The 26,536-nt window shown below is 48.5% G+C and carries 23 protein-coding genes; 1 reads left to right on the top strand and 22 read right to left on the bottom strand.

The window, feature by feature from the left end:
- Positions 1–76 precede the first annotated feature (76 nt).
- From QQK89_RS24720 to QQK89_RS24645, 16 genes are all read right to left on the bottom strand, one after another.
- Positions 77–2,731: an NPCBM/NEW2 domain-containing protein gene (locus QQK89_RS24720; protein WP_284241379.1), complete on the bottom strand. Its 2,655-nt coding sequence runs from the start codon at positions 2,729–2,731 to the stop codon at positions 77–79.
- A gap of 227 nt (positions 2,732–2,958) precedes the next feature.
- Entirely contained in the window at positions 2,959–4,050 is a 1,092-nt protein-coding gene (locus QQK89_RS24715; RefSeq protein WP_284241378.1) for a GerAB/ArcD/ProY family transporter, read from the bottom strand.
- A complete protein-coding gene (locus QQK89_RS24710; protein ID WP_284241377.1) occupies positions 4,047–5,207 on the bottom strand; it encodes a Ger(x)C family spore germination protein in 1,161 nt (386 codons plus the stop codon). Before QQK89_RS24710 ends, QQK89_RS24715 begins: the two co-directional genes overlap by 4 nt.
- Positions 5,204–6,601, bottom strand: coding sequence for a spore germination protein (locus QQK89_RS24705; RefSeq protein WP_284241376.1), 1,398 nt, complete (start codon positions 6,599–6,601; stop codon positions 5,204–5,206). The genes QQK89_RS24710 and QQK89_RS24705 overlap by 4 nt, the downstream gene beginning before the upstream one ends.
- 187 nt (positions 6,602–6,788) lie before the next feature.
- Entirely contained in the window at positions 6,789–7,856 is a 1,068-nt protein-coding gene (splB, locus tag QQK89_RS24700; protein ID WP_284241375.1) for a spore photoproduct lyase, read from the bottom strand.
- 100 nt (positions 7,857–7,956) lie between these two features.
- A complete protein-coding gene (locus tag QQK89_RS24695) occupies positions 7,957–8,397 on the bottom strand; it encodes a DUF6376 family protein (RefSeq protein WP_284241374.1) in 441 nt (146 codons plus the stop codon).
- A gap of 130 nt (positions 8,398–8,527) precedes the next feature.
- On the bottom strand, positions 8,528–9,664 hold the full coding sequence (locus QQK89_RS24690; RefSeq protein WP_284241373.1) for a cysteine desulfurase family protein: 1,137 nt from the start codon (positions 9,662–9,664) through the stop codon (positions 8,528–8,530).
- 17 nt (positions 9,665–9,681) lie between these two features.
- The gene (locus tag QQK89_RS24685; RefSeq protein ID WP_284241372.1) at positions 9,682–10,083 is read right to left on the bottom strand and encodes a cupredoxin domain-containing protein; all 402 of its coding nucleotides are present in this window, start codon (positions 10,081–10,083) and stop codon (positions 9,682–9,684) included.
- Between the two features lie 140 nt (positions 10,084–10,223).
- The gene (locus QQK89_RS24680) at positions 10,224–10,763 is read right to left on the bottom strand and encodes a hypothetical protein (protein ID WP_284241371.1); all 540 of its coding nucleotides are present in this window, start codon (positions 10,761–10,763) and stop codon (positions 10,224–10,226) included.
- Positions 10,764–10,794: 31 nt separating this feature from the next.
- Positions 10,795–12,309, bottom strand: coding sequence for a sulfatase family protein (locus tag QQK89_RS24675; RefSeq protein WP_284241370.1), 1,515 nt, complete (start codon positions 12,307–12,309; stop codon positions 10,795–10,797).
- Between the two features lie 142 nt (positions 12,310–12,451).
- On the bottom strand, positions 12,452–13,276 hold the full coding sequence (locus QQK89_RS24670; protein ID WP_284241566.1) for an EcsC family protein: 825 nt from the start codon (positions 13,274–13,276) through the stop codon (positions 12,452–12,454).
- Between the two features lie 386 nt (positions 13,277–13,662).
- Positions 13,663–14,862 carry a DNA glycosylase AlkZ-like family protein gene (locus tag QQK89_RS24665; protein ID WP_284241368.1) on the bottom strand — a complete coding sequence of 400 codons (1,200 nt, stop codon included), beginning with the start codon at positions 14,860–14,862 and terminating at the stop codon, positions 13,663–13,665.
- Between the two features lie 63 nt (positions 14,863–14,925).
- Positions 14,926–15,519 (bottom strand): YdeI/OmpD-associated family protein, encoded by a 594-nt coding sequence (locus tag QQK89_RS24660; RefSeq protein WP_284241366.1) that lies wholly within the window; start codon positions 15,517–15,519, stop codon positions 14,926–14,928.
- Between the two features lie 20 nt (positions 15,520–15,539).
- Positions 15,540–17,795 carry an excinuclease ABC subunit UvrA gene (locus QQK89_RS24655; RefSeq protein WP_284241365.1) on the bottom strand — a complete coding sequence of 752 codons (2,256 nt, stop codon included), beginning with the start codon at positions 17,793–17,795 and terminating at the stop codon, positions 15,540–15,542.
- Between the two features lie 133 nt (positions 17,796–17,928).
- The gene (locus QQK89_RS24650) at positions 17,929–18,327 is read right to left on the bottom strand and encodes an SRPBCC family protein (protein ID WP_284241364.1); all 399 of its coding nucleotides are present in this window, start codon (positions 18,325–18,327) and stop codon (positions 17,929–17,931) included.
- A complete protein-coding gene (locus QQK89_RS24645) occupies positions 18,324–18,650 on the bottom strand; it encodes an ArsR/SmtB family transcription factor (protein WP_284241363.1) in 327 nt (108 codons plus the stop codon). Before QQK89_RS24645 ends, QQK89_RS24650 begins: the two co-directional genes overlap by 4 nt.
- A 533-nt stretch (positions 18,651–19,183) precedes the next feature.
- Here QQK89_RS24645 and QQK89_RS24640 point away from each other — a divergent pair.
- Complete coding sequence (locus tag QQK89_RS24640; RefSeq protein WP_284241362.1) at positions 19,184–19,759, top strand: C40 family peptidase; 576 nt, start codon at positions 19,184–19,186, stop codon at positions 19,757–19,759.
- A gap of 77 nt (positions 19,760–19,836) precedes the next feature.
- Here the strand turns inward: QQK89_RS24640 and QQK89_RS24635 are convergent, their stop codons facing one another.
- The 6 genes from QQK89_RS24635 to QQK89_RS24610 form a co-directional block, all read right to left on the bottom strand.
- Complete coding sequence (locus QQK89_RS24635; protein ID WP_284241361.1) at positions 19,837–20,397, bottom strand: hypothetical protein; 561 nt, start codon at positions 20,395–20,397, stop codon at positions 19,837–19,839.
- Entirely contained in the window at positions 20,390–22,126 is a 1,737-nt protein-coding gene (locus tag QQK89_RS24630; protein WP_284241360.1) for a sensor histidine kinase, read from the bottom strand. Before QQK89_RS24630 ends, QQK89_RS24635 begins: the two co-directional genes overlap by 8 nt.
- A 23-nt stretch (positions 22,127–22,149) precedes the next feature.
- A complete protein-coding gene (locus QQK89_RS24625) occupies positions 22,150–22,830 on the bottom strand; it encodes a response regulator transcription factor (RefSeq protein WP_284241359.1) in 681 nt (226 codons plus the stop codon).
- Positions 22,831–23,036: 206 nt separating this feature from the next.
- Positions 23,037–24,953, bottom strand: a complete 1,917-nt coding sequence (locus QQK89_RS24620) for a PAS domain S-box protein (protein WP_284241358.1) — start codon at positions 24,951–24,953, stop codon at positions 23,037–23,039.
- A 73-nt stretch (positions 24,954–25,026) separates the two neighbouring features.
- A complete protein-coding gene (locus QQK89_RS24615; protein WP_284241357.1) occupies positions 25,027–25,302 on the bottom strand; it encodes a hypothetical protein in 276 nt (91 codons plus the stop codon).
- Complete coding sequence (locus QQK89_RS24610; protein WP_284241356.1) at positions 25,299–26,483, bottom strand: DUF4062 domain-containing protein; 1,185 nt, start codon at positions 26,481–26,483, stop codon at positions 25,299–25,301. The genes QQK89_RS24615 and QQK89_RS24610 overlap by 4 nt, the downstream gene beginning before the upstream one ends.
- Positions 26,484–26,536 lie beyond the last annotated feature (53 nt).

The raw sequence follows: 26,536 nt of genomic DNA, 5'->3' as shown, positions 1-26,536 counted from the left end.
GATGCGGGAGACCGTGACCGCTTCGTTCGAAGCGGTCACCCTCCCCTTATTCACGTGAATGCCGCTCTCCGGCTAACTACTCGCCGATCCCGTATTGGATGCGCGCGTTCCCCCAATCCGCATGGTCCCAATCGGTGCCATTGCCGCCGTCCGTGACGATCAGCTTCAATTGTTGCGCGCCGCTAATATCGAGATCTATCAATGCCGTTTCGGAGGTTGCCGTCATGTTGCCGCTATCGTAAGCAAGGTTGCCGTCCAGCCAAACTTGGAAGGACACCTGGCCGTTTCCGTAAGTTTCATCGTCTACGCCAACCTCTGCGAGAAAGCGATTATACGCGCCCCCAACGGTGTAGATAATCTCCGATGCCGCATGCGTGCCCATTCCTTTGGCGTATTCAATCCCATTAAGCGTGATCGGCCTGCCGTCGGAAGATTTATCCCTCATAATATTGCCCCAGCCTGCCGTTCCGCTGTCCCAAACATAATCGCTTAAATACACGTCGCCTGCCGGTGCAGCCTGAACAGCGGTGGCTGGATCGCTGGCGTCCGAAGTATTGCCTGCGGCATCCTTCGCCTTCACCGTAAACGTGTTAGATGTTCCCGGCAGCAAGCCAGTTGCTTCATAACCGGTTGATTGCGCTCCGGTCGTCGTTCCGATCTGATGGCCGTTTCGGTACACTTCATAACCCGTGACCGCCTTATTGTCCGTCGATTCCGTCCAACTGAGGCTCACGCTTGTTGCTCCGCTTGCTATAGCGGTCAGTCCGGCCGGTTGGACAGGCGGCACGGCGTCAGGCGCTTCTGTTGTAACCTGAATGGCCTTGCCCATTGCCGAAACGTTGCCTGCCGCATCTCTGGCGCGCAGCGTTATGGTATACGTGGTAAGCGGAGACAACCCGGACACCAGATAAGTCGTTTCTCCTGGAGCGGTAGATCCAGCTAGCGTTCCGTCTACATACACGTCGTAGCTGACGACCCCAACGTTATCCGAAGCTGGAGTCCAGCTGAGCGCAATGGTTTCATCGGTTTGCAAAGGCGACACGAGACCGCTTGGCACGGATGGCGCCTGCGTATCCGGTTTGCCCGGGCGGACCACTATAACACGTTCTTTCAAGCTAGCGCGTCCTTCGTTATCCCACACCACTAAGGTTACGCGATACGCGCCAAGCTGGTCGTACACGAAGGTTGGTTGCGATTTTTCGCTTGGCAGTCCAGCACCAAAATCCCATAGCTGATGCGAGATGGATCCGTTATCCTTCGATTTGTTCACGAACGTAACCGGCTCGCCGACGCGTACGATCGTTGGCGCTTCGAAATCCGCCGTTGGCTTCGGATTGGTGAAGCCGCGTGAAGATGGCTGATCGTTGCTTCCATTGCGTAGAACGGTATTTCCTTTCCATTCCAAATGCCCGGCTGCTGCAGGATAAGGATCAACCGCAACGCCTTTATTGCCGACGATCAGGTTATTAGTGAAGCTGAGCCGGTCGACGCCCGCCGCTCCCGTGAACTCGATGCCTTTGCGCCCGTTGCCCGAGATGAGATTGCTATCAAAGGTTAAATTCTGCGAACTGCCGTGAATCCGTACGCCGTTCCCGTCATATCCCGGATACGCCGCGGCAGGGTTGCCCTCCTGCGTATTGATGAAGCTGTTGCGGTAGAAGTATTGGAACTGTTCCATTTGTCCCGTGCCTTCACCCTGCAGCTGCATCCCCCACATGACCATGTTCTTGACGACGTTATACCCCCACAGCTGATAACCTGTGCCAGGCGATTGCTGAATGCCCACTTGCTGACCGCCGTCCACGATATTGTCCGTTGTTACCGCATTGTCCGCCATGACCTCCAGGCCAATGCTGCCCACTCTGCCGTCCGTCGGTTTGACAATATTGCGGCGAACCGCAATGGTGTCGGAGCGAACCGCGCTGATCCAGAAATCAACAACGTTGTCTTCAATTATGGAATTGTCCACGTTGGTATGAAGTTCAATGGACAAACCGTGCTCTTTCAATCCGGATCCCGTTATTTTGTTCGACCTTATAATCGCTCCGGGACTATCGTCGTTGATGAGAATCCCGCCGCGACCCGTATTGGAAATCACGTTGTTCTCGACTAATACGTTAGAGGAACCCCAACCCGCGCGAACGCCCGCGCCCCAGATGGAAGCGGTTCCAATATTATTGACAACGTTATTGGTAATGCTGACATGAGTTGAACCCACAACATATAGCGCATGAGGGCCAAAGCCTTCCGTCGCGACAAAGTTCCGGACATTAAGATTGTTCATCTTATTGTGGCTGCCGCCTTCGGAGACAACGGCTGACATGGCAACTCGGTTTCCACTTGCATCCATCGTTAAATCCGATACCGATGCGTTCGTCACATTATGCAAATAAAACATGTATGTATCCGCTTCGGAGGTGAATTGAATGATTGTCTTATCCCGTTTCTCGCCTCTAATCGAAACATCCGATTTGCCGTTCACCGTGCCTGACAATTGGTAAGTGCCTTTTGGTATGAGAATGGTATCGCCCGCCGAAGCCGCATCAATCGCCGCTTGAATGGCAGCCTTGTCGTCCAGTCCATCCTGGCCGTTCGCGCCGTATGCGGCTGCCGAGATGATGTTGCCTCCGGCTGACGGGGACGAAGCGGCTGATACTTGTAACGGGAACGCCGCGGACATTAGAACAAGCGACAGAAACATGCCGGTCACCGTCCGTCGTTTAAATTTCATCACGGGTATCTCTCCTTCGCGATTAGAATGAGCGGAGGACGGTCGATCCCGCTTCCGCATTTCTATCTTGCCTCATCCCGCTCCCGATAGAAACTGTTCATTTCTCGAATTACAGCACTCGGCTTCTGTATTTCACGTTAATTACTGTATTTATTGTTTAGTATAGAACTGTACAAAACAAAGAAAAGCCCGCAGGATCGGCCTGCGGACTTGCCTCTTCTTATTAGTTAAGATGTTGCCAGCTTTTTGCCTCTGGCCAGACTGACAAGCAGAAACAGAATCGGGAAACCGACGATAAAGATCGGAAAGATATAAGTGATCCACACATGATTCGCGTAGTCCATCATTCCGAACACATTGGCTGGTATTAAGGATATCGCAAAAATAATTGCGGCAACGATTCCGATCATGATCCGCCAGTTGCGAACCCCGAACAATTGAGCTGTGCCGTAGCTGTTGATGAACAAGTAAATGGCTAACTTTACGAAGACGCTGAAGATCCATATAAACATGATCCAGACGTCCATATTCTGTATGAATTCGAGATAATTAATAAACCGAACCATGCTGAAATACGGAAACATCATAGTGGATCCGATATTCGTTCCGAACGTGCCGATCACCATCAAAGAGGTAATAACGGCGATTAAGGATGGAATACAAATAGCCAGCAGCGTTGGCTTCAGCATCTTTTGCGTGTTGGCGATAAACGGCGTCAGCATCATAATCATCATGGATTCTCCAAGAAACGATGCATTAACAAATGAGCCTTTAATAATAGGCATCACTCCCGAGTCCGCGAACACCGGAAAAATAAGCGTTGGATGCAAATTCGGGATATTTAAGGCAAACGTAATGGCAATCCCGATCAGCAGCAAAGGCCCGGCCATTTCGCTGAAACGGCCGATTGCTTCCACGCTGCCTGCGTAGTTGATGTACACCATAGCCGAGACCATTAGAATAGCAATGATCCAAATAGGCGTGTCGTGGAATAGATATTGCTTAATAAACAAGGAGAAAATTCGCAATATATCCGCGGACACCGAGAACCAAACCGCAATATATAATAGGCCGATCAGCTTTCCGACCCAAGTCCCAAACAGCCTTTTGGCGAAATCCATGAGGGTATGCGAGGCATGGCGCCTACAGAGCAGAACAAGAATCATCGTAACAAACAGTCCAATGCCTCCGGCTACGATAAGCGAAATCCAGGCATCTTGTTTGGCAATTTCGATCGTCGGCGCTACGGTCAGCCAAATACTCATCGAAATTTCGAGAGTCGTAAACATCCAAAACAGCTGCCAAACCGAAATCTTCATGTCTTGTCTCCTAATCCCGGGATGCGCTTGCCAACACCCCCTGTATTCTGAATTTTCAACTTGACGGTAACCGCTACTTCAACGGTTGGGAATAGCTCATCCCATTTCCCGCGGATTTCTTTCCATTTGTAAGGATGCTCCCGGTGGAATTCTTCTCCGAAGCCAAACACGTCTTGCCCGAACTTTTGCTGTATTTTCTTAATTGTCCCTTTGACTTGCTTGGCTTTCATCTCGTTAAGCATTTGCTCAACCGGAACTCGCTCGGCCGTATTGGACATGTCGATAGCCGTGTTATTCTCGAGCACCCTTCCGGTCCCTTCCAAATAGACATGCACTTTCAACTTATCGCCTAGTATTTCTGTGCGGATTTTCTTTGTCAGATTGGATTCATAGAGGGATACGACGCCTTTATCCGTCTGAAACGTAAGGTATTGGTTTTGCAACACGCCTTTCACCCAGAACAGCTCCAACGATTCCCGGTTACTGACCTCACCGACCATCTGCAGCTTTTTATTAAAGATGGCAACCGATCTCACTTCAAAAATTTCATTTGCCTCTTGTTTGTTTAAAGGAGAGATATCAACCATAGGCATCGTGGGCCGGATCCCGTCCCGTCCAAGATCAAGCAAGACATCCCTTAATGCGGTATCCCCCAAGCGGCAATACCGGTCTTGATCGACGGCTACGATAGCCGAGAATTTATTGAAAGGACTATTGATGTCGAGTACGTCTTTGCCTGCCCGGTTATTTACGACAAAAATGTCCGTCCGCAAGCGCGTATCGGTATTTCGCGTAAATTGATCCATAATATCCGCCAGCCCTTTGCGCGCCAACTTCTCGCCAATGAAGATGGACTTTCGGTGTCCGAGGAATACTTTGCGGGGCAGCTTGTCCTGGAGCTGCTGCGTCAAATCAACGATCGAAGTACCCGTTACGGACAAAACAATGTTCCCCCGCTGTGCATTCCCTCCCTCTCCCGTTGTACTCTTGAAGCCTGCGGGAACCGCAATTTGGGCGCTTTTCTGCAGTTCTCCCTCATCCGTTACATCGAGTGCATCGCCAATCATAAAGGCATAGTCGTTAATCTCATTTCTGTCCCAGCAGCCGGTTAGGATGACAATGAATAGAATGCTAATCGCTTTGGCAAAGGTTCTCATTGTCTCTTGATCGCCGACTCAAATCTTTTGTTCATCCGAACAATGGCATCCTTCCAGAAGTGTTTGTTAAACGGAGCTGCCGGCTTTAAATAAGGCATGCCAAATGATTTCAACGTTACGAGATGAATCAAGATGAACATCAACCCGATAGCTACGCCGTACAGACCGAGAAATCCCCCCAACAATAAGAGCGGGAACCGCAAAATTCGAAAAGGCAAAGCCAAGCTGTAGCTTGGAAATGCGAACGAGGCAATTCCCGTGCCCGCTACAATCATGACAATCGGCGCAGAGATGAAGCCGGCCTGAACGGCGGCTTCTCCGATGACTAACGCGCCTACGATGCTGACCGCCGAACCAATCGCCTTCGGCAGCCGTAGTCCCGCTTCCCGCAAACCTTCAAACATGAGTTCCATCAGCAGCGTCTCAATCACGGTTGGGAACGGGATCCCTTCTCTCGAGGCTGAAATGCTAAGCATAAGCGCGAGCGGAATCATTTGCGGATGGAACGTCGTCAAGGCAACATAAATGGACGGAAGCAAACAAGACATCATGGCTAACAAGAAGCGGAGAATCCTGACAGCCGATACGTAAATAAACCGTTCATAATGATCTTCCGCTGCCTGAAATCCCGACCAGAAGGTCATAGGCATAAGGAGCGCATTGGGAGAACCGTCAACGATAATCGCCACTCTGCCGGACAATAGCCCGGATGACACGGTGTCCGGTCTCTCCGTATTTTGAATTTGCGGAAACAAAGAGAAGGATTTATCCTCGATATATTCTTCAATGTAGCTGGAATCGAGCAGTTGATTCGCCTTGAACGTTTGGAGTCTTCGATTGACTTCTTCCAACAGCTCGGGTTTCACCTTGTCTTCGATGTAAGCAACGACGAAATCCGTATTCGTCAGTTCGCCTGCCTGATGGCTTTCGAATTTCAGTTGCGAATTGCTTATTTTTCTGCGGATCATGCTCAAATTCGTTCTCAAATTTTCGTTAAAGCCTTCGCGCGGACCACGAATCGAAGCTTCGTTCGACGGCTCGTTAATCGCGCGTTGCTCGAAGGAGGTTAGGTCGGCAATATAGGCATACGGCTTCCCATCGATTAAGATGGCCGTGCAGCCTTTGAGAATTTTGGCTACCAGATCGGATAGGCGGGTGACAATCTTATATTGCGTTAACCGTTCGAAGTCATGGCTGATCATACAGGCGGAAATAATCTGTTCCAGTTCCCTGGAATCCGTCATTTCTTCAATATAGACGAGCATCACGCTTGAGTGATCCGATCGTTGCAACGTACGAATCATAATATCGGCGCAGTTATGAAAGATCGTCTGCAGCGCTGCTTGATTAACCGTTAAACGTTCGCTCACATTCACGGGAATGCCTTGGTCCATATCGATTTCCTCCTCTTCCAGAAGTTAGTGTATATTTTGCGCAGAAGGCTGGTGCTTTCATACACGCCGATAGATAATCAATATCCCGACATGGAAGATATGGATACCCATTTCGAGTAAATAAAAAAGCAGCAACGGTTGGAGTTCCGCTGCTGCTAGAAGCTGCTTGAGGGTTGTAACTAGCCTCTCAGGTAAAATACTCGATCTTCGCATTCGGGAAATGATCATGAATCTGCTTATAGATAAATTCTTTAAGAGCGTTGGCCTGGTCATCTTGGTAGACGTATTTCCCTTGTCCCCAGCGCCCCCACTTATATTTCCGGTTTTCCTCTTCCATTTCCAATTTTGATTTCGGATAACGCTGCTGGATCACGTTTTTGGCTGTTTTCGTAAACCGATGCTGGATTAACTCAAACGTCAAATCCTTCGTAGATTCGGGAGGCAACGCTTGTTTCAACTGGCTGATCAGCTCGGCATAACCGTCTTCCCAGCCTTCATGCCAAATAATAGGAGCGATGATAAAGCCAAGCGGATATCCTGCATGCGCTACTTTGCCGGCAGCCGTAATCCGTTCATAAAATTTCGACGTGCCCGGTTCAAAGTTTTTAATGACATAGTCTGCATTCACGCTGAACCGGAACCGCGTATGCTTATTGTGCTTCGCATCCAGAAGCGGTTCGACATGATGGTATTTCGTCACGAACCGAAGCCGGCCAAGCGGCTGCTGCCCCATAAATTCAATATACTCCTTAAGCGACCCGGAGATATGCTCAAGACCAACGGGATCGGACGTGCAGGCCGCTTCGAAGCGGGTAATTTCCGGTGCGCGTTCCTCGATATACTTTTTGGCCTGGTTCAGAATATCTTCCGTATTTACGTACACGCGGACATAAGGTTTGGCACCTAGCGTTGTTTGAAGGTAACAATAATGGCAATGCCCCATGCAGCCGGTAGCGATGGGAATGGCATATTCGGCCGATGGTTTGGATTGGTCGAATTTTAGCGTTTTTCGAATGCCGACCACAAGCGTTCTTTTGGCAATTCTATATTTCTCGAGATCGCTTTCGCCGGGAAGATTGGTGATCCGGTTGTGAGAAGTTGTCATCCGGATCGGGAGTCCTTGCTCTTGCGCCCATTGATGGATACGTTCGCCTTTTGGATAATTAAGCGCATCCGGTTCGAAATAGACGAGTTCGGGAACGAATACTTTCGTATCGCGTGCGGGTGGCGTTAACAACCCCGTTGAATTTGACATAACAGATCCCCCCTGACAGATCGATTCATCATTAGGGTGGTCCAATTCATTTTTTTCAACCAAAAAGGACCTTCCTGTTTAAGGAAGATCCCATTATGGTCTATAGTCCGAGATTTTCAATCCGGTTGATCAAGCCCGTAATATCGCTGATGGTGGCTAATATTGGCGAGTTCTGAAGCCGATCCAAGGCGAGGTGGCCATTATCCACCGCTTGATTGATTTCTTGCAGCAAGATCTTATTTTTCTCAACCAGCTGCGCATGAATGTCTTTTGCTATCGTAGGGGCGTTAATCAAGTTGAATTGCTCGATGTCCTTCTTCAGCTCATTGAGCCGATTCTCAAGCTGCTTTTTTGTTTCCGGGTCCGTTGCGGCGTCTTGTATCATTTGTGGTGCTTGTTCCGCGAAATCCGATAAGGTCTGAATATGTTCTTTCGCTTGATCCGCGTATTTCAAGGATTGATCGGCCTCTTGGAACCATGAACATGCGCCTAGCATAGATGCTGATACAAGCACAATCAACAACAACATGAACTTCTTCATACATCCTCCTTCAAGATTGCTTATGGCATGAAATTTGTATTTCTTACGTTTGGCCCTTAGAAAGAGTTTCAACTTTCCTAAAACGCGCCAAAAAACAAGACATTCCCAAATGGAAATGTCTTGTTCATGCTTATTTTATGAGACCCAGCCGCTCTTGAAATAATGCGATCACGTTCTTAATGTCTTGGATCGTTGTTAACCGGCCTAGGCTGAAACGAATCGCCCCTAGCCCTTCGTATTCGTTAAGTCCCATTGCGCGCAGCACGGGCGACAGCGCATAACTTCCGGAATGGCAAGCCGAGCCCGTAGATGCCGCAATTTCCGGTAATTGATCCAAGATGTCTTGGCCAACCATCCCGAGAAAGCTGATATGTAACGTATTTGGTAAACTCCGTTCCAAATCGCCGTTAAACCGAACCTTATCTCCGAAAAGCGATAATAGCCCCTCTCTCAGGGCATTCTTAAGCAGATGCATTTCATTCGTGCGTGCATAGTCTGCCGCGAGTTCCGCTGCTTTGCCTAGGCCAACGATATAAGGCACATTTTCCGTTCCTGCCCGCCTGCCGGATTCATGGCCAGCCCCATGCATGAAAGAAGTAAGCTTCGTGCCATTACGCACATACAAAGCGCCAACGCCTTTAGGAGCATACAGCTTGTGACCGGCAATCGACAACAGATCAACGCCAAGCATATTGACATCAACCGGTATTTTGCCAAACGTTTGAGCAGCATCGGTATGCATTAGAATCCCGTATTGCTTGGCGATTACGGCTATTTCCTCAATGGGTTGAAAGGTACCCACCTCGCTGTTTGCATGCATAACGGAGATCAGGATCGTATCCTTGCGAATCGCGCGCTTAATCGCATCCGGCGATACTCTGCCAAGCCTGTCCACTTCAACATAAGTGACCTCGGCGCCAAGCGACTCGAGAAAAGCGCAGGGGTTTAAAATAGCGGGATGCTCTACGGTTGTCGTAATGATGTGATTGCCTTTTTGCTTAGCTGCCCAATATACCCCTTGTAATGCATGGTTATTCGCTTCTGTCCCTCCACTTGTAAATATCACTTCGCCCGGTGAAGCCCCGATTGCGCTAGCCACGCGTGATCTGGCTTGTTCAATTGCTGCTTTGAGCGAGTCGGAGGCCCAATGTGAAGAAGAGGGATTGCCGTAATGCTCCCTGAAATACGGAAGCATCTCGTTTAGCACCTCGCCTGCAATCGGTGTACTGGCATTATAATCGAGATAAATGTTATTGAATGTTCTCAAGTTGAGTTGCTCCTCTTTTATATCACCGTAATCGTCCCGTGATACATCAACATGTCGCAGTTGAAAGAATAGGTTCCCGCTTTCAAGTTGTCCAAAGATATATAATTATCGCCTTTTTTCAAATATTGATCTAATCCCAGATCGTCGGAAAGTACACTTCTGATGCAGGTAATGCTCGTGTTTTTGCTGAAGTTGAGCTTAACGGGAATTCCGGCCTTCACTTCCACATGATCGGGATAAAAGCCGTCTTTTTTCACCTGAATCGTTACGACCTGATAACCGTCCTGCTGCATAACAACCGGCGTTTCGTCCTGTGACTTGGCGCCTCCAGGCGAAGAGAAAAAGGCGAAAAAGGCTACGCAGATCAAAACGATTATGGTGATAAACCAAACGGATTTGGATTTAAGTATGCTTTGCATCGCTGTTGATTCCTTTCTGTTTCGTGTATTCTACTGTCCTTTAATCATTATACACCTTCGTCCGAAATTGAATCTTGCCACGATGTGACTGTTCGATGAAGGAATCGTGAACCTTCCGTTCAAAAATAAAAACAGCCGAATTACTCGGCTGTTTCACGGACATCCCAGCGATGCCTGAATTTTGTCAGATTCGGATGCGCATCCGGCGGCGGTTCGGTTAGGATAAGACGCAACTTGCTGATCCACTCCTCAAACGAGTGAAAGGAAGCAAAAGCGTTTGCCGTCGCTGGCGATACATATAGAAACATCGGTTGCGCATAGACCTCGATCAAATGGCGGATGGCCGCTTCCATCGGCGTATATTTCTTCCGCTTCCCTTCCCAATTCTCAATGGTTATGGTACCGTCATCTCCATGTTCTCTCCGCCACTCGAACAAACGTTCCTCTCTCTTGTAATAAGGCTCGATTGGCCGTTTCCACATGCGTTTTGCCGTCTCTTCGTGGAGCGGATACAACACAAGCTTAGCGAAAGAACGTGCTTTCGCCAGCTCCGCTACCCGGTTCAGCTGTTCCTCCGATACGTCCTGGAACGTATCATAATAGACCAGCGTACCTTTTCTTGGCGAGGCGTCCTTGTCCTCGGTATATCCATATGGCACTCGTTGAATAATGCGATCCATCACATTCCTCCAAGATTATTAGTTCTGTAGTTTAGTATACCCGCGAATTCGCATGTATGGTTACATAGGTCTCTTCGCTTGTACGATAGCCGATTCGTATCGCCTTTGCTCGCACAACAGAGTTCTTGTCCAATATCGTAATAGGTCCGTTGTACAACTTCCAATGCGGATTGTCGCCTTCATCTAACGCATAAGCAATCGAGGCGCCTTGCGTTCCGCAATACAGCATGAGTGTTACCGCATGAGCGAATGTATGTTCGCTTCCCGTCGGAACGTCTTTCGTACCCGGACAACCTTCCGAGATCGGCACGAATTGCACGGGTGCCGTCGCCGGCTGAATGCCGTTTGGCCACATGGCATTCGCCATTTGCGCCTCCGGAATATCACCCATATCGCCAACAAGCGTTCTCCACTTGTCCAGCTCATCGCTTAACCGTTCCATAATCCCGCTGTAACTCGGATCAGCCGCAAGATTATAAATCTCATGCGGATCGTTTACGCAATCATACAATTCTTCCGGCCGGCGATTGCCAGTCATCAACGATCTTCCTAATACGCTCAGCTCATCTGCGGCATAAAGCCTCCACATCTCCTGCATGATGCCGTGTTGATTCCCATAAGGCACCCAGTCGAAATAGGGTTTGTCCGGATAAAAGTTCCGTATGTATTTGTAACGGTCGTCGCGTACCGCACGCACCATATCGTAACTTTCGTCATGGCGGTCTCTGGCGGCATACACATAGTTGCGCTTGGGAAGTTCCACCGTGCTAGGCAAGAACGGTTGTCCTTGCATATGTTTCGGAATCGGGATGCCGGCAAGCTGCAGCACCGTTGGACCTAGATCAATCATGCTTATTAATTGATTGCTGCAACTTCCCGGCATTAATTCGCCTGGCCAACGAACAATAAGCGGCACGCGAATGCCGGAGTCATACAGCCAGCGCTTATGTCTAGGCAGACCTTCGCCGTGATCGCTCCAAATCATCACGATCGTATCCTCCGCTAGACCGTCTTCTTCTAGTTGCCGCAGAAGTTCGCCTACCCGGTTATCGTTCAGTTCTAGATTGTCGTAATGCAGCGCCAATACTTCCCTGCTTTTTGGCGTATCGGGCAAATAAGGCGGCAGCGTGACCTCGTCCGGATTCGTAATCAAAGTCTCATGCGAACGCCACATGCCGCTCTCATGCGTATTCATCAAATTAAATACGGCGAAAAAGGGCTGGTCTTGCTCCCGGTGTCTCCAATGCGCAAAGCAGCCATTCTCATCCCATGCGGTCACGGGAGCCGTGAACTGGTAGTCCGTCTTCTCGTTATTGGTGCAGTAGTAGCCGTGCGCCCTTATATATTCAGTAAATGTCTTCACGTAAGGCGGCGGCACTACCTCATAAGGCGTAGGGGTATAAACCGTATGCTCGGGAGCGGATGTTCGATGATGATGGGCTCCAATCGACGTTGCATACATACCCGTTATAATCGCTGCACGGCTAGGTGAACAGACGGCAGCCGTCGAATAAGCGTTGGTATACCTGATCCCTTGTTCCGCCAACCGATCGATGTTTGGCGTACGGGCGATTGCTCTCCGTAACAGCCGAATCTCGGACTTGTATCTTCAAGTGAGATCCATAATATATTTGGCTTTCTTGTTTGCTCTGAATCTTGCATGCCACCACCTCCAGTAACTAATTTCGTTACGGGAGAGGGTTATCCTCCGCAGCATTTAATTTCTCCAGAATTCTGCGTTTCCGGTACATCATTTTGCCTGTTTCCGTAACGTCCTTGAGCGTTGAACGGTTGATGTAAGCCCCAAACAACATACCCGCGACCGGTATAAGCTGGAACAGCTTTTTCCATCCAAAGTTGTCCCGGTAAGTCATCATCACCTCGCGCCATCCTTGCAGCTGGGAGATGACTTGACCGCTATGCTCACCGGAATGGAAGCGGGCAAGATCCTCCAAAATCGCTTTTTTCCCAACGATATCGGAAGAAGAGAATTGCAAACATTTCACGATAAAAGCGCGCTCCGCTTTTTCGGTCGGGTCATAACCGTAGCTGATGGCGATCTCCTGCAGCGCTTTAATCGAAATACCGAGTAAGAGCGGGATATCGATGGCAAGCGTAAAGATCCCTCCAATCCCCGTACTCGCCCCTTGTGCCGTTGCCGTATAGCTGCTTGTTTTCGTAATGCGGTCTGCCATTTCATCCATCCGTACAAGCGGAAGCTTGGCGATCTGGCCAAAAGCTGCGTCTTCCTCCCACTCCTCGTTCGGGAAAAATTTGCGGTACATCTGTTCTTTGCTTATTAAATAACGTCCTCCGCTCTGGACATAACTGCCAAGCTCGTCTAGCGCCATCCCGATTTTGTCTTGGATGAACTTCGGGGTAAGCCGGTCCAAAATCGCAAAAGGCAACCTGCCGAGCTTTTCCCAGAAATACAACCCTTTCTGATCTTGCTCCCATTGTTCAATTTGCCGTGATTGCAATTGCAAATATGGTGTATCTTCTCTTTCGTTCATCATGTCTTGAGCACCTCGCCTTAGCTAATTCCTTAGCTTGTTATACTGTTTGAAGGCCGGCGTCGTTTCATGCGATTTGCGTAGATATGTTTCTATTAATTAGGAAAAAAGTCGAAGATTTGATCGGCGACAATGATTTAACCAAAAATCAGAAGATGCTTAGGATGAGAGCCCTCTTGAAGGCGGCAGGGTTCAAATCTCCTAGCCAGGTACGGTTCATTGACGATCTTGAAACGGGAATGGTTGTTGTGTCGTATAACGCCCGCGATTTCAAATTGCAAATAAACACAACCGTTTCGTTCACTTTTGCCCTGCAACCTGGATGACGAAGAGTAGCTGCAACGAAAAAAGACACTGTTTAGGTGTCTTTTTTTAATTTAATGCTATTAACTATAAATGACGTGAATCGCTCCATTCGCTTTTGCAAACGCCTTGATGGCCTTCTTCACGTTATTGCGCAACTGAGCGGTCGCCTTTACTTCCGGTTCAAAATGCAGCAATTCAACCTTCAGCACGCCTTCTTTCCGGTCCAATCGCGGATCCATCCTGCCGATCAGTCTGTCTCCTGCCAATATCGGCATCGCATAATAGCCGTATTTTCTTTTAATCGCCGGGGTGTAAATTTCCCATCGGTATTCGAACTCGAATAAATCCTCCAGCCGTTTACGGCTCCACAGCATATTATCTAACGGAGGCAGGAAGGTAATGTCTTTGGTTTCTGCATTCGCATTTTCCTCTGAATAAGCCAATAACCGCTCCCGGTCGGAAGTCAGGATATAATACGGATGTTTCAACCCCTCAACCTTAACTTCCGTTACGATACCTGCGCGCATGAACTGATTGATGGCTTCACGGCGCTCGGCGGCATTAAGCCTAAGCCACCCGAATCTCGAATCGGAAGGTTCAAATACGCGGTACGCGCGAAAATATTTAAGCAGCATAAGGCGCTGCGCTTCTTCCAGATCCATCTCATTTGCTGCCGATAACAGCTCGGGAGGAATGCTGTTGCTCGTTAGATCAAACAATCTCTGATTGCCTTCCCTGCCAACAATCCGGATGTGGGCGCTGTCGGTTAAGAGATTGATGGCATGCGACGTTGCTTTCGTGCGAGCGTTGTTATTGGCATTCTCCCAATAACCGTGAACGCGCTGATCCGATTCAAAAGCTCTAGCCGGCTGCGCCCCTTCTTCCCGGAGCTTGTCCATCACTTGCTCGGGTACGGGCTGCAGGGCTTCGATGGAGGCGGTCAAATGCTCGCGTATTCTCGCTCTTGTTGGCTCAAAGATAGGATAATCCTCGATTGGTATCACGCAAGCCGCATTCGCAAAATATTCGAATACGTCATGCTCGCGAAGCAGCTCGTTCAACCATGCCGGATCATAGTTGGCAATTCGCGCAGACAGTACCAAATGCTGATTCGCCCGCACAGCGGCCACCGGATCAATCTGCACGCATTCCAGCTTGCGAATAACGTCGCGAACTAGCTCCTTGCCCGTCTTGTCCGTCTTTTCCCCGCTACGCGGCTGCAAGAGCAGTTGTTCCTCGAGCAAAAAACGCCGGAGACTTTGTTTAGTCGTTTGGATCATACACAGCTCCACCTCCTAAAATAAGGACGCAACACGAAGTTGCGCCCCTATTAATAATCCGTTCTAATCATCGATGCCTTTGCCGTCCAGAATTTGCGGTATATATTTCTCCACTCTTGCCGCGCGGGTCTTGGATTGTTTCGGTTGCGCGATGTTGTACAAATACGCTCTTTGCCGTCCTGGCGTCAAAGCTTCAAACGCTTCTTTTAATGCGGCATCTTCATCCAGCTTCACCTGGAACTCTTCCGGTACAGGATACTCGGACGTTTTCTTGTAAGGAATTTCGACGCCGGCTTTCTCAAGCTCGATCGCTTCATCGATATAAGCTCTGATTGCCGGTTCCAGTTCAACGATTTGTTCGATGCTGGTGAACCGGATCTGGCGTGCGGCTTGCACGTTTTCGGTCTGCTGAATAAGAATGCCGTGAGGGTCTTTCAGCAAAGCGCCTTTATGGAACAAAATCGCGATATACTCTTTGAATCCGTGGATCAATACGATGTTTTTTCCTTCATGCGTATAGCAAGGATGCATCCATTTGAAATCTTCGGTCAAGTGGCAATCGAGAATAATGTTCCTTAGCTCCACGTATTCTTCCTTCCACTGCTTCACCTTCCGTAAGAAACCGTCTACCTTCGGATTTGTTATCGTTGTTGTCATCTCAGGCATGCTCCTCTCCTTTACTTCATATATCTTCCGGTAATGGACTGCTCGGCATGAATAATTTGCGTCGGCGTCCCTTCAAATACGACTTGTCCGCCTTTGCTGCCTCCATCCGGTCCCATGTCGATAATCCAATCCGCTTGGCTAATGACCTCGAGATTATGTTCGATGACGATAACCGTATTGCCCGCGTCTACCAGACGATGCATAATTTCCAGAAGATGACCGATATCCGACATATGAAGACCGGTGGTTGGTTCGTCCATCACGTAAATACTGCCCTTCTTGTGCAGCTCGCTTGCCAGCTTAATCCTCTGGCATTCCCCGCCCGACAGCGTACTAAGCGGCTGGCCAAGCGTAATATAGTTCAGCCCTACGTCGCTCAACGCCTGAAGTTTGCGGACAACTTCCTTCAGTTCGAAAAACTCCAATGCTTGCTCTACGGTCAGCGCAAGCACGTCCGCGATCGACTTGCCATTCAGCTTATAATCCAGTACTTCTTCCTTGAACCGTTTGCCGCCGCAAACTTCGCATGGCAGCTTTACGCTTTCAAGGAATGCCAGATCGGTATATACGACGCCAAGTCCTTGACAGTTCTCGCAAGCGCCTTTGGAGTTGAAGCTGAACAAACCTTGATTCACTTTATTAGCGGAGGCAAAAGCTTTGCGGACATCATCCATAATGCCCGTGTACGTAGCCGGGTTTGAACGCGTCGAGACGCCTACCGCCGATTGGTCGATGACGATCGCATCGGAATGCTCGCTTAGAAAAATATCGTTAATGAGCGTGCTTTTACCCGAACCTGCAACGCCAGTAACAACCGTGAGCACGCCAGCAGGAATATCCACGCTTACGTCTTGCAGGTTATGTAGGCTAGCATGACGGATACCTAGCTTGCCAGATGGCTGCCGCACATTCTCGTTTAACTGGAGCGGACGTTTCATGAAGTTGCCTGTCAGCGATCCCGATTCAAGCAACCCTTCGAAGCTTCCTTCAAATACGATATTGCCGCCGCGGTTGCCGGCATGAGGTCCTACGTCAACGATATGATCCGCCACCTTGATGACATCGGGATCATGCTCCACGACAATAACGGTGTTGCCTTTGTCGCGCAGCTTAACCAGCAAATCGTTCAGCCTGTGGACATCGCGGGGATGTAGGCCAACGCTTGGTTCGTCGAAAATGTACGTAACGTCAACCAGACTGCCGCTTAGATGTTTGACCATCTTTACGCGTTGCGACTCGCCGCCGGACAACGTATCCGTCTCCCGGTCTAGCGTTAAGTAATCGAGTCCGATATCGACCAGATGTTGCAGTCTTTCGGTCAGCGATTTGACGATGGGGCCGGCTTTCGGATCATCAATCTCCCGAATGACTCTAATGAGATGACCAACTTCCATGGCGGACATTTCGGCAATGTTCATCCCGTTAATTTTGCAGCTGAGCGTGGCCTGACTTAGTCTTGTGCCGCGGCAGCTGGTGCATGGACCTTCGGTGATATAAGGCGCAACCGCTTTTTGCGTGCGTTCCGATTTCAGCTTCACGTCTTGTTTAATGTATTTGTTCGTGAACTTCTCGATAACGCCTTCCACCGTAATATTGGTTGCTTTGCCGGCGAAGTCCATTTGAACTTTTCTAGCCTTCGCGTACAGCAGCTGTTCGAGCTCTTCTTCCGAATAATCGCTAAGTTTCTTGTCTGGGTCATACGGTCCACCCTGCACGAGCAAATTCCAATCCCAACTGTTCACGGAATAATCGGGCAACATAATAGCCCCTTCGCTTAAGGACTTGGACTTATCAATGGCTTTGCTCATATCGACGCCTAACTTGCGGCCAATGCCGTTACATTCCGGGCACATCCCTTGCGGATCGTTGAAGGAAAACATATTCGCTTGCCCTACATACGGTTGACCTACCCGGGAGAATAACACCCGAAGAATCGGAGAGATATCGGTAATGGTCCCCATAGTGGAATGGGAACCGCCGCCAAGCCGCTTCTGATCGACAATAACGGCCATGCTCAAATTCTGGATCGCATCCGTGTCCGGTTGCGGAACTTTGGGCAGAAAATTGCGCACGAACATACTGAAGTTTTCATTCAAGAGCCGCGTAGACTCTGCGGCGATAGTATCAAAGACGATGGAAGATTTGCCGGATCCCGATACTCCGGTAAATATCGTAATCTTCCGTTTTGGTATACGCAAAGATACGTTTTTTAAGTTGTTTTCCCTCGCGCCCGTAATGACGATATACTCCTGATTGCTTTCGCTCATTTATGACTTCCTTCCATGTACTAGTTATCAATAAGATCTATTCATTAGAAAATAACCTACGGCAGACAAACCGGCTGCAACCATTTGCAGCCGGTTATGATGTTTCTTGTTGGGCTTATTGTACTTGCTGCGCTTATTGCGCTAGCAGCTTGTCGAGCTCCTTATGCCAGTTCGTCCAGCCGTACCGTGCGCCTTCAAGCGCCGGCACAGTCGAGAATCCGGTTTGCTCCAGGTGAAGATTAACCTTGCCGTCTCCCAGATCTTGCAGCGTCCAAATGACGGTATGTTTCTCTTCGCCTACCGACCAAGTATAGGACACCTCGGTTGGTTCATTGATGACGAGTACTTCGCCGTTAATAATGCCATCCCAATATTTGTTCGGCTCCGCGCGGAATTGGAACAGATGTCCCACAACGGGTTTGAAGTCGTTCGGCAATACCCACTTAGCCAGCATGCTGGAGTCGGTTAATGCGCTCCAAGCCCTCTCAACGGATACGTTATACTGAAAATCAAGTTCCAACTTCAAACTCATTTGTCTTCCTCCTCAAATAAGTGGTTTAACCGCAACATATTCATGGTCCAGAACTTACTGTAGAAAGCTACCCAATCTTGAATTTCCCTCAGCGGAGTGGCATTTAGCCTAAACAGCGTTTCTCTTCCGACTTTCCGGTCAAGCACCAAACCTGCTTCTTTTAATATCGTCAAATGTTTGGATACTGCAGTCCGCCCCATCGAAAATTTCGTTGTTAATTCATGCAGCGGCAGCTCTTTTGACTCCGACAACAGATGAATCAATTTGCGTCTGGTTGGATCTGCAATCGCGTCAAACACATCCCGCGTATTGTTATCGACCACAACACCATCTCCTAATTACATACCATCGCATTCCCTATATAGGACACCATTCGGTGACAGTTTGATTATAAGACACCGTTTGGTGTCGTGTCAACTCTCACTTCAACCGCGACATAGTGCAATCCTTGCAGATCTCGCATTAATAATTTCTCATTTGAGGGTGAAGTTCCCTCTTGCAGTCTTGGACCAAAGTTTCTCTTTTATTCGTTTTCCATTTTTTATCGGACTAAGAGCTGCTGTTCCCGGAAAAATCTAGTTCTATCATTTAGATGATTATTCCTAATTATTGATTATATTAGCATGATTATTATTCCTGCATGAACATTATAGAAATTTCAGGAATAATGAATGTACTTTTATAAAGTGCATCTCGCATATTTGTGGTAAATCTTATGGGATGAATTCAAAATGTTATAACGATACGATGTAAAGGCCGAAACAAATGATTGGGCTTTCAAGACCAAATGCCACAGCGTCAGAATCATTAAGCACATGCTTTCGAAGCATGAATCATTCATTTTAGGAGGATACATATGTTAAACAAAAATATGATCGTCAAAATTACGCTCGCAAGCGCGATTGCTTTTACCGGTGTTGTACAAGCAGCACCTGCCTTCGCGGCAACCAGTTCGTCTACCAAAGTAACGGCAAGCACTCAAAACCTCAATAAATTAATAGCAAAAGGCAAAACGCAGCTTGGCGTGACTTGGCGTCACGGAACGCAAAAGCCTGGTTATGGCTTTGACTGCTCCAACTTTACTTCTTGGGTGTACAAAAGCACTTTCGGGATTGAATTCTCCAGCGCGTCGCGAACACAGCGCTACAGCAGCAAGATCGGTTCGCAAGTCATTATCGATTCCAAAAACAAATTCAAAAACTTGAAGGTTGGAGACCTGCTGTTCTTTACGAATTCCGCTGACCCGGGTGACGGCTCCTTGAACAAATCGACAAGCGGCGGCGGCGGTCACGTTGGGATCTACGCAGGCGTAATCAACGGCAAGCATTACATCCTGCAATGCGGCGGTGGACGAGCTAAGGTTACGTACGAACCGATGGAAGGCACATGGTTCCAGAAGTCGCTCGTATACGCGAAACGTATCGTGAAATAATATTTCTTCATAAAAAACACCGGACTATTATCTCAAGTTTGAGATCGAAGTCCGGTGTTTTCGTCTATATTTGTTCCTTATTTCAACGTTATGGATTTCTTCCAGCTGATTTCCTTGCCTGCGTCGTTCACAAACGTAAAGCTGACTTCGCCTTTCTCACCTTTCATCTTGCCCGGATAAAAGAACCCGGAAAATTGTCCGTCTCCGCTAATGTAGAATCCGTCCTCCCCGTTGCCGCCATGCTCTATGGCTTCCTGCGTTGTATTAATGATCTGAGTTTTATCCGATTTCCATTCCATCTTGGACAGCATATAACCTTCCGGAATTTTGTTCACGACAAAATCAAAGCTGTTTCCTTCGATCGGTTTCTCCGTCTGATCAATGATGATGAGAATCTCGCCTGAAGCATCCGATTCAGCGGCATCAGGCGCCTGGCTCTCTTCGGCCGGTTCAGCCGGTGTTGTTGGCGATTCCGTTGCCGCCGGCGACTCCGATACAACCGGAGTTGTTGTCGCAGCCGGCGTTTCGGTTGCCGTGTTCCCGTTTGTTGCGCCTTCTCCGCTTTTATTGCCGCATCCGCTCGCAACACCAAGCAGGATGGCTGCCGTCAATGCATAAGCGATCATTTTTTTATTCATCTATATTCTCTCCTCTATATGGTTGTAAGGTGAAATAAAATTGTACGCCCGTATCTATATTAGCTGCTCCGTATTGACTTCCGTGCAGCTCCAAAATATGCTTCACAATGGCCAGTCCAAGGCCGGTTCCGCCTGATTTGCGGTCTCTTGCGCGTTCCGTCCGGTAAAATTGCTCCCAGATCCGGCTTAATTCATCGTCAGCGATAGGAGAACCCTCATTCTCGACGCCTACCCAAATGGCATCAGCTTCTGAACGTTTTATCTGGATTCGAATAACGCTGCCTTCTGTGGCATGCCGGATGGCGTTACTTAGCAAATTTAAGGCTACTTGTTCGATTCGCCTACGGTCTGCGAAGACTTCCAGCTCTTCCTCGCCATCTTGATCCATTGCGATTTGAAGCTGCTTGTTCTCTAGCTGCTGCATGAAGGAGTTCGCGGCTTCTTGCAAAAGTGCCGGCAGAGAGAACGGCTTCCGCTGCAGCTTAATTGCCTTTACTTCGAATTTGGACAACTCCAGCATATCCATGATCAAGGCGTTCATCCGGTCGGTCTCGGTGACAATCAAGCTGAGGTAACGTTCTTTTTTCTCTTCGGCTACCCCATCTTGCAAACCTTCCGCAAACCCTTTTACAATCCCAAGCGGCGTTTTCAATTCATGCGAGATATTAGCAACAAGTTCTTTGCGAAGCTGCTCAGACCGTTCTTTCTCCCTCATGTCCTCTTGGAGCTGCTCGTTGGCATGTTGCAGTTCCCGCAACGCGGTATCCAAGTTTCTCGATAAGGTACGCATACTCCGGGACAAATCTCCAAATTCGTCTTTCGAGCGGATCTCGGGCTGCTCGTTGAAATCCAGCTTGGCAAGTCTGGCCGCGGAGCGGCTGAGCGTAACCAATGGACGCGACACGATTCTGGAATACAGAAGCGACAACGCGAGAACAAGGACAAGAATGACCGGTGCCAGATAGATGACGTATTGTTTCAATATGGCAACCGCTTCTCCTACGGGTTGAAGAGATGCCATGACGAACAAATAGTGTTCCTGCTCGCCGTCACCCGCAAGCAGACTGACTAATACGGCATATTGAACGCCGCTCCATGGATCCTTCCATTCCCATTTGTGTTGTACGGGCGAACCCTCCCGCCAATCGGCCGTATTTGCATCCGTCCATTCCCTCAAGGCTTCAGCTACGAGCGCATCTTGGTAGAGCGGATTGAACGACCGCTGCTCCGGCAACATGAAATCGGTCACATTGCCCTCCACGCGAACTAATCCATCTTCGAGCGGCGCATCCGTTGCGAGGTTGCGGAAAGCGATAGGATGAAGCACCGTATCCTTCTCATCCATATAGATCCCGTCTACGATCAGCCCGTCTCCCATCGCGATCTCTCTCGGGAGTATATCGACCGGCATTCCTTCGTTTGGAATGGGGATATGGATTGTCTTGCCACTTGACTGCATATCCACAAAGTAAGGATTGATATTGGCTCGGTCAAAACTTTTGTTCAATATGGCGATACTCGTATCATGTTCGTTCATGAAGGAACCAAGCAGGCGCGCGAGTTGACGTTCATCTGTTGCTGCTTGCGGGTATTGCTCCGAGAACCGGTTCATTGCCGACTCTAGACCGCTTACCCTCGACATTCGGTAAAACTTATCGAAGAACAACCCTTCCGCCAACATGACCAGTGCGAAAATAAATAGAATCAGCACTGACGTGACAACAAACAATTTGAGAACAACTCCATGTCTGTTCATGCTTTGGAGTCGAACTTATAGCCGGTTCGAATGACGGTTGCGATCATAAAGCCGGCATCGCCTAGCTTGGCTCGCAATTTCTTAATATGCGTATCTACCGTGCGCAAATCTCCTAGGTAATCGAATCCCCAGACGGCATTTAATATATATTCGCGGGCTAATACTTTGCCTTCATGTTTGATCAGGAACAGAAGCAGGTCGTATTCCTTAGGCGATAAGTGAACGGGCTGTTCAGCCACCGTCACCACATGCGCATCCCGCTTCACCAGCAAATCGCCAAATGCCAAGGCCTCGCCTTCTTTGCCGACCGTCCCTTCCGTTCTCTTCATTAGAGCCGTCGCTCGGGCGACCAGCACTCTAGGGCTGAGCGGTTTCGTTACATATTCATCCGCACCTAGTTCGAAGCCCATCAATTGATCCTCGTCCTCCGCTTTGGCCGTAATCATAATAATAGGGATATCCGATTGCTCGCGGATTTTCCGGCATACCGCCCATCCATCCAGTTCCGGCATCATAATATCGAGGACAACCAGATCAACTGTTATTTGCTCAAACAGCTCAAGCGCGATCCGCCCGTTCTCCGCCTCATGAACGTCCCATTGCTCTTTATGGAAATAATCCGTTATAAACTCGCGCATCAGCATATCGTCTTCCACTAATAAAATGCTTCGCTTCATCTGTACACTCCGCTCTTTGAATCCCGTGTTATACAGCTTTGCCTTAACTAGGCGGTTCCTATCATCGGTTTGCACCTCCATTTGCCTTACAAATCGAATTATAGGAGGTTCTTGTGTCCTTCGTGTGTATTTAACAACAGCGTTCAGGTAAATCTATCTCCTCGACAAAAAAATCAGCACTTCCCGCAGGCAGTGCTGATTCATGATTATGTTGAAGGGATGGAATCCGCCTGTTTACGGTCCAGACATCTTTGGATAATGGATTGAACCGCCGAGTTTTGCAATGGCTTGCTAATATATTCGTGCATCCCCGTATCCAAATACCGCTCCCGGTCCCCGACTAGCGCATTTGCGGTTACCGCAACAATATACGGAAGTTCTTCCGGCCTTAACGACTGGCGCAAAATTTTCGTAGCTTCAAGTCCATTCATAAGCGGCATCTGAATGTCCATAAATATAATGTCGTAGTTGTTCGAACGGACTTTATCCAGCACTTCAATGCCGTTCGACACCGCATCGGGACGAAAGCCGAATTTCTCTACCATCCTAAACAACACGAGACGGTTCACGTCATTATCCTCGGCAATAAGAATATTGAGTTTATTGACCGATTCCGGCACCTTCTCCTCTTTGCATTCGGCATCCATAAGTGGCAAAGCTTTCTCCGCGCGCAATAAGACATGGAAATGAAAGATCGCTCCCCCTCCGGGATTAGCCTCGCAATAGACTTCTCCTTCCATCAGTTGAACAAGCTTCCGTGTGATGGCAAGACCTAACCCGGTGCCTCCGGCTTGTCTGACCATAAAGTGATCCGCTTGATAAAAGGGTTCGAACAGATACGGCAGCTTATCCTCCGGAATGCCAATTCCCGTATCTTTCACAGTGAAATGCAGCCGTACTTTATCTCCCTCCACGCGGGATCGGTCTACAGATACCGCAATCGAACCCTCCGGCGTGAATTTAATGGCATTACCGATCAGATTCATCAGTATTTGCCGGATTTTAACCGGATCGCCAATCACCGTCGGAGGAATCTCGTGACTCATCGATACGTTAAGCGCCAGATTCTTCTCCAATGCCTTCGGCATAAGCGTATCAAAGGTTTCCGCAATCGCCTCGCTAATCTTGAACGGTTCCTCTGCTAACTCCGTGTTGCCCGATTCCACCTTGGAGAAATCCAAAATATCGTTGATGATAGCCAGAAGCGTATCTCCGCTCTTGCGGATAATCGATACATACTCCGTCTGCTCTTCATCAAGCGAGGTATCCAGCAGCAAATCGGCCATGCCGATTACGCCGTTCATGGGCGTACGGATTTCGTGGCTCATCATGGCCATAAATTCGCTCTTTACTTCATTTGTCCGGACCGCGGTTTCCTTCTCGATCAGCAGCTTCTTTTGTTCGGTAATATCCTTGATCAGGAGATAAAAGCCGATGCTTTGATTGTTAACGATGATGGGAGCGATGGTCACAAGCACTTCAACCAGATAACCGTCTATATGCGAAACGTGGTCGATTGCTCCTTCAATCTCGCTGTACGGCTCGTTATCGGCTAAGATTCTTGCCAGGTTATGCTCACCAATAACGGATGCAATGCTTGTTCCAATCAATTCGGCTACGACCCTGCCCGTCAGCTTCTCGGCCATCACGTTCCCGCCCATGATATTGCCCTGAAGATCAAACGATATGATCGTATCGTGGTTGTACTTCTTGAGTGATGTATACCGTTCGACCGACTCCAGCAGCTTCTGCTCGTTTAATTTGCTCGACGTAATATCAACGATTTGCGCGATATAGTACCAAGGCTCGCCTTCCGTACCTTCTCTAACGAGCGAGACATGAATGGAAGTCCATATCACCTCTTCATTATTATGCATGTATTTCCTCTCGAAGCTGAACGTTAAGGTCTCGCCGGCCAGCAGTTGCCTAATTTGATTGTCTTCTTCCGCGGAGAAAATGATTTCCTTCGGATGATTCTTCTTCATAAGTGCTTCCCGCTCAATCCCAAGAATTTGACAGGCAGCCGGATTGACGTCAATCCATTGCTGTTCGAGAGAGATGAGCGCAATGCCGACTGGCGTAAAGTTGAACACGTGGGCAAATAAGTTTTGTTGGTTGAACATTTCACCTTCACCTCCATCGTTGACGTTATAAATAAGAAAAGACCCGCAGCCTGCGGGTCTAAGGTTCTAATGATTAAGCCTCGGATACAAGCATGGCGCTTCTTAAGGATTGATTGAGTTCCTTCATTCGCTGCAGCTTATTTCGAGAAGTGTAGGTCTCGGTACGGTTTGGTTCGACAAACAATACGGAGTCCTTAGGCAGTTCAGGCAACTTACTTCCCGTTAGCCCGATTGTAATGCCCTTATTGACGATTACGACCTTGGTTGCAGGGGCAAAATCGGGATGAATCGAATATTTGGGATGGTCCGTATTCTGAACCCGGCGCATCTTAATTTTGTTCATGCTCATTTCTGTAACCCCCTCAAGGCGGAATGGATGAAATCGAAGATCATCACATTTGAATGTGCCATCAGTATACCATTTTTTATATCATCCGTGTAGTCCACATACATATTTTGGTTCCATTTTGTTTCCTCGGGAAAATGATACGAAATGACGTATTCACCTAGCTTATACAGCAGGTAAAACATGCGTTTGCTCTCCGTATAATACAAAGCGGGTTCCCCTTCCCTCCTTGTATTGTACGAGTAGGAAACGTAGGAATTCGGATCGTTCACATGGAAGCTATATCCGCCAGCGGTATCTCCTGCGGCCTCAATACAACTTAACACATCTTCGTTATGTTGAAACAGGCAGACGGCCGAACAATTTTTAAGTTTTCCTAATGTTAAGTCATGAATGCGCAGTTGCTTGATCTCCGCGCCTTTGATGACCGCCTGCAGACGAGCCAACAACAATCTGAGCTGATTAAACTCATGCACGATCAAATGATCCTTCATGAATTTCTGTACAAACTCCGAGAACTCCACAACTGCCGCAAGCGTATCTATACTTTCAGCGTATTCGGATTTCTTCGGAAAATATGTTGCCCCTTCTCTTAATATATCGCTGAGAACGGGCTTCCAGTCGATCCCTACGCCAATTGGCATATCCAGCAAATATTTGCCGTGCCGGTCAATGATGTCATATAGCATCACCCATACATACAAGTCCGTTTCGTGTTTGCTCGGAAGATCTGCCGGGTTGGTTTCGGACGTTACTTCCAAATAATCGATGAGCTCGCGGTTGGTAGGTTCTTTCCGGTTGGTTTGTTTATATTTCTCGATATAGGTATAAATCACGCGCCGGACGGAAGCGAAATATTTTTTGGTAATCGTAGGCTCGGCATAGAGAAACAACGTTTTGCCCGCGTTGAGCGCTGTCAGAAACTCACGGTGCGTCACCGTATAGCCGGTATCCGTCATAGTCCCGCCTTTATGATGAAGGAATAAACAGAAAATATCGCATTCCCTCACTTTATTCAAGCAATGCTCAACGCCGCTAATATCCATGGGCCATGGACCAAAAGTCCGTTCGTACATTTCGGGCTGGTGGCCAAGCGCCGTAAACTCGTCAAAGGTTCGGTTCCGCAAAGGAGTAAGGGAATCCTGGGCTACGGAGCTTATAAAAAGCTTAGTCAGATTAGGCATCGGTTCTTGGGCTCCTCAATGGGTAGGAATAATTACTCTATTATACCATAAGG

The sequence above is a fragment of the Paenibacillus glycanilyticus genome (genome assembly GCF_030161375.1).
GTDB classification, from domain to species: Bacteria; Bacillota; Bacilli; order Paenibacillales; family Paenibacillaceae; genus Pristimantibacillus; species Pristimantibacillus glycanilyticus_B.
This window is presented reverse-complemented; position numbering and strand designations above follow the sequence as displayed.

Coding starts and splice junctions, on each gene's coding strand:
- QQK89_RS24715 (WP_284241378.1), bottom strand. CDS start 4,050: ATGAAGATTTCGGTTTGGCAGCTGTTTTGGATGTTTACGACTCTCGAA.
- QQK89_RS24710 (WP_284241377.1), bottom strand. CDS start 5,207: ATGAGAACCTTTGCCAAAGCGATTAGCATTCTATTCATTGTCATCCTA.
- QQK89_RS24720 (WP_284241379.1), bottom strand. CDS start 2,731: ATGAAATTTAAACGACGGACGGTGACCGGCATGTTTCTGTCGCTTGTT.
- QQK89_RS24620 (WP_284241358.1), bottom strand. CDS start 24,953: ATGTTCAACCAACAAAACTTATTTGCCCACGTGTTCAACTTTACGCCA.
- QQK89_RS24610 (WP_284241356.1), bottom strand. CDS start 26,483: ATGCCTAATCTGACTAAGCTTTTTATAAGCTCCGTAGCCCAGGATTCC.
- QQK89_RS24670 (WP_284241566.1), bottom strand. CDS start 13,276: ATGAACGAAAGAGAAGATACACCATATTTGCAATTGCAATCACGGCAA.
- QQK89_RS24695 (WP_284241374.1), bottom strand. CDS start 8,397: ATGAAGAAGTTCATGTTGTTGTTGATTGTGCTTGTATCAGCATCTATG.
- QQK89_RS24615 (WP_284241357.1), bottom strand. CDS start 25,302: ATGAGCATGAACAAAATTAAGATGCGCCGGGTTCAGAATACGGACCAT.
- QQK89_RS24640 (WP_284241362.1), top strand. CDS start 19,184: ATGTTAAACAAAAATATGATCGTCAAAATTACGCTCGCAAGCGCGATT.
- QQK89_RS24685 (WP_284241372.1), bottom strand. CDS start 10,083: ATGCAAAGCATACTTAAATCCAAATCCGTTTGGTTTATCACCATAATC.
- QQK89_RS24665 (WP_284241368.1), bottom strand. CDS start 14,862: ATGATCCAAACGACTAAACAAAGTCTCCGGCGTTTTTTGCTCGAGGAA.
- QQK89_RS24680 (WP_284241371.1), bottom strand. CDS start 10,763: ATGGATCGCATTATTCAACGAGTGCCATATGGATATACCGAGGACAAG.
- QQK89_RS24660 (WP_284241366.1), bottom strand. CDS start 15,519: ATGACAACAACGATAACAAATCCGAAGGTAGACGGTTTCTTACGGAAG.
- QQK89_RS24625 (WP_284241359.1), bottom strand. CDS start 22,830: ATGAAGCGAAGCATTTTATTAGTGGAAGACGATATGCTGATGCGCGAG.
- QQK89_RS24635 (WP_284241361.1), bottom strand. CDS start 20,397: ATGAATAAAAAAATGATCGCTTATGCATTGACGGCAGCCATCCTGCTT.
- splB (WP_284241375.1), bottom strand. CDS start 7,856: ATGTCAAATTCAACGGGGTTGTTAACGCCACCCGCACGCGATACGAAA.
- QQK89_RS24705 (WP_284241376.1), bottom strand. CDS start 6,601: ATGGACCAAGGCATTCCCGTGAATGTGAGCGAACGTTTAACGGTTAAT.
- QQK89_RS24650 (WP_284241364.1), bottom strand. CDS start 18,327: ATGAGTTTGAAGTTGGAACTTGATTTTCAGTATAACGTATCCGTTGAG.
- QQK89_RS24655 (WP_284241365.1), bottom strand. CDS start 17,795: ATGAGCGAAAGCAATCAGGAGTATATCGTCATTACGGGCGCGAGGGAA.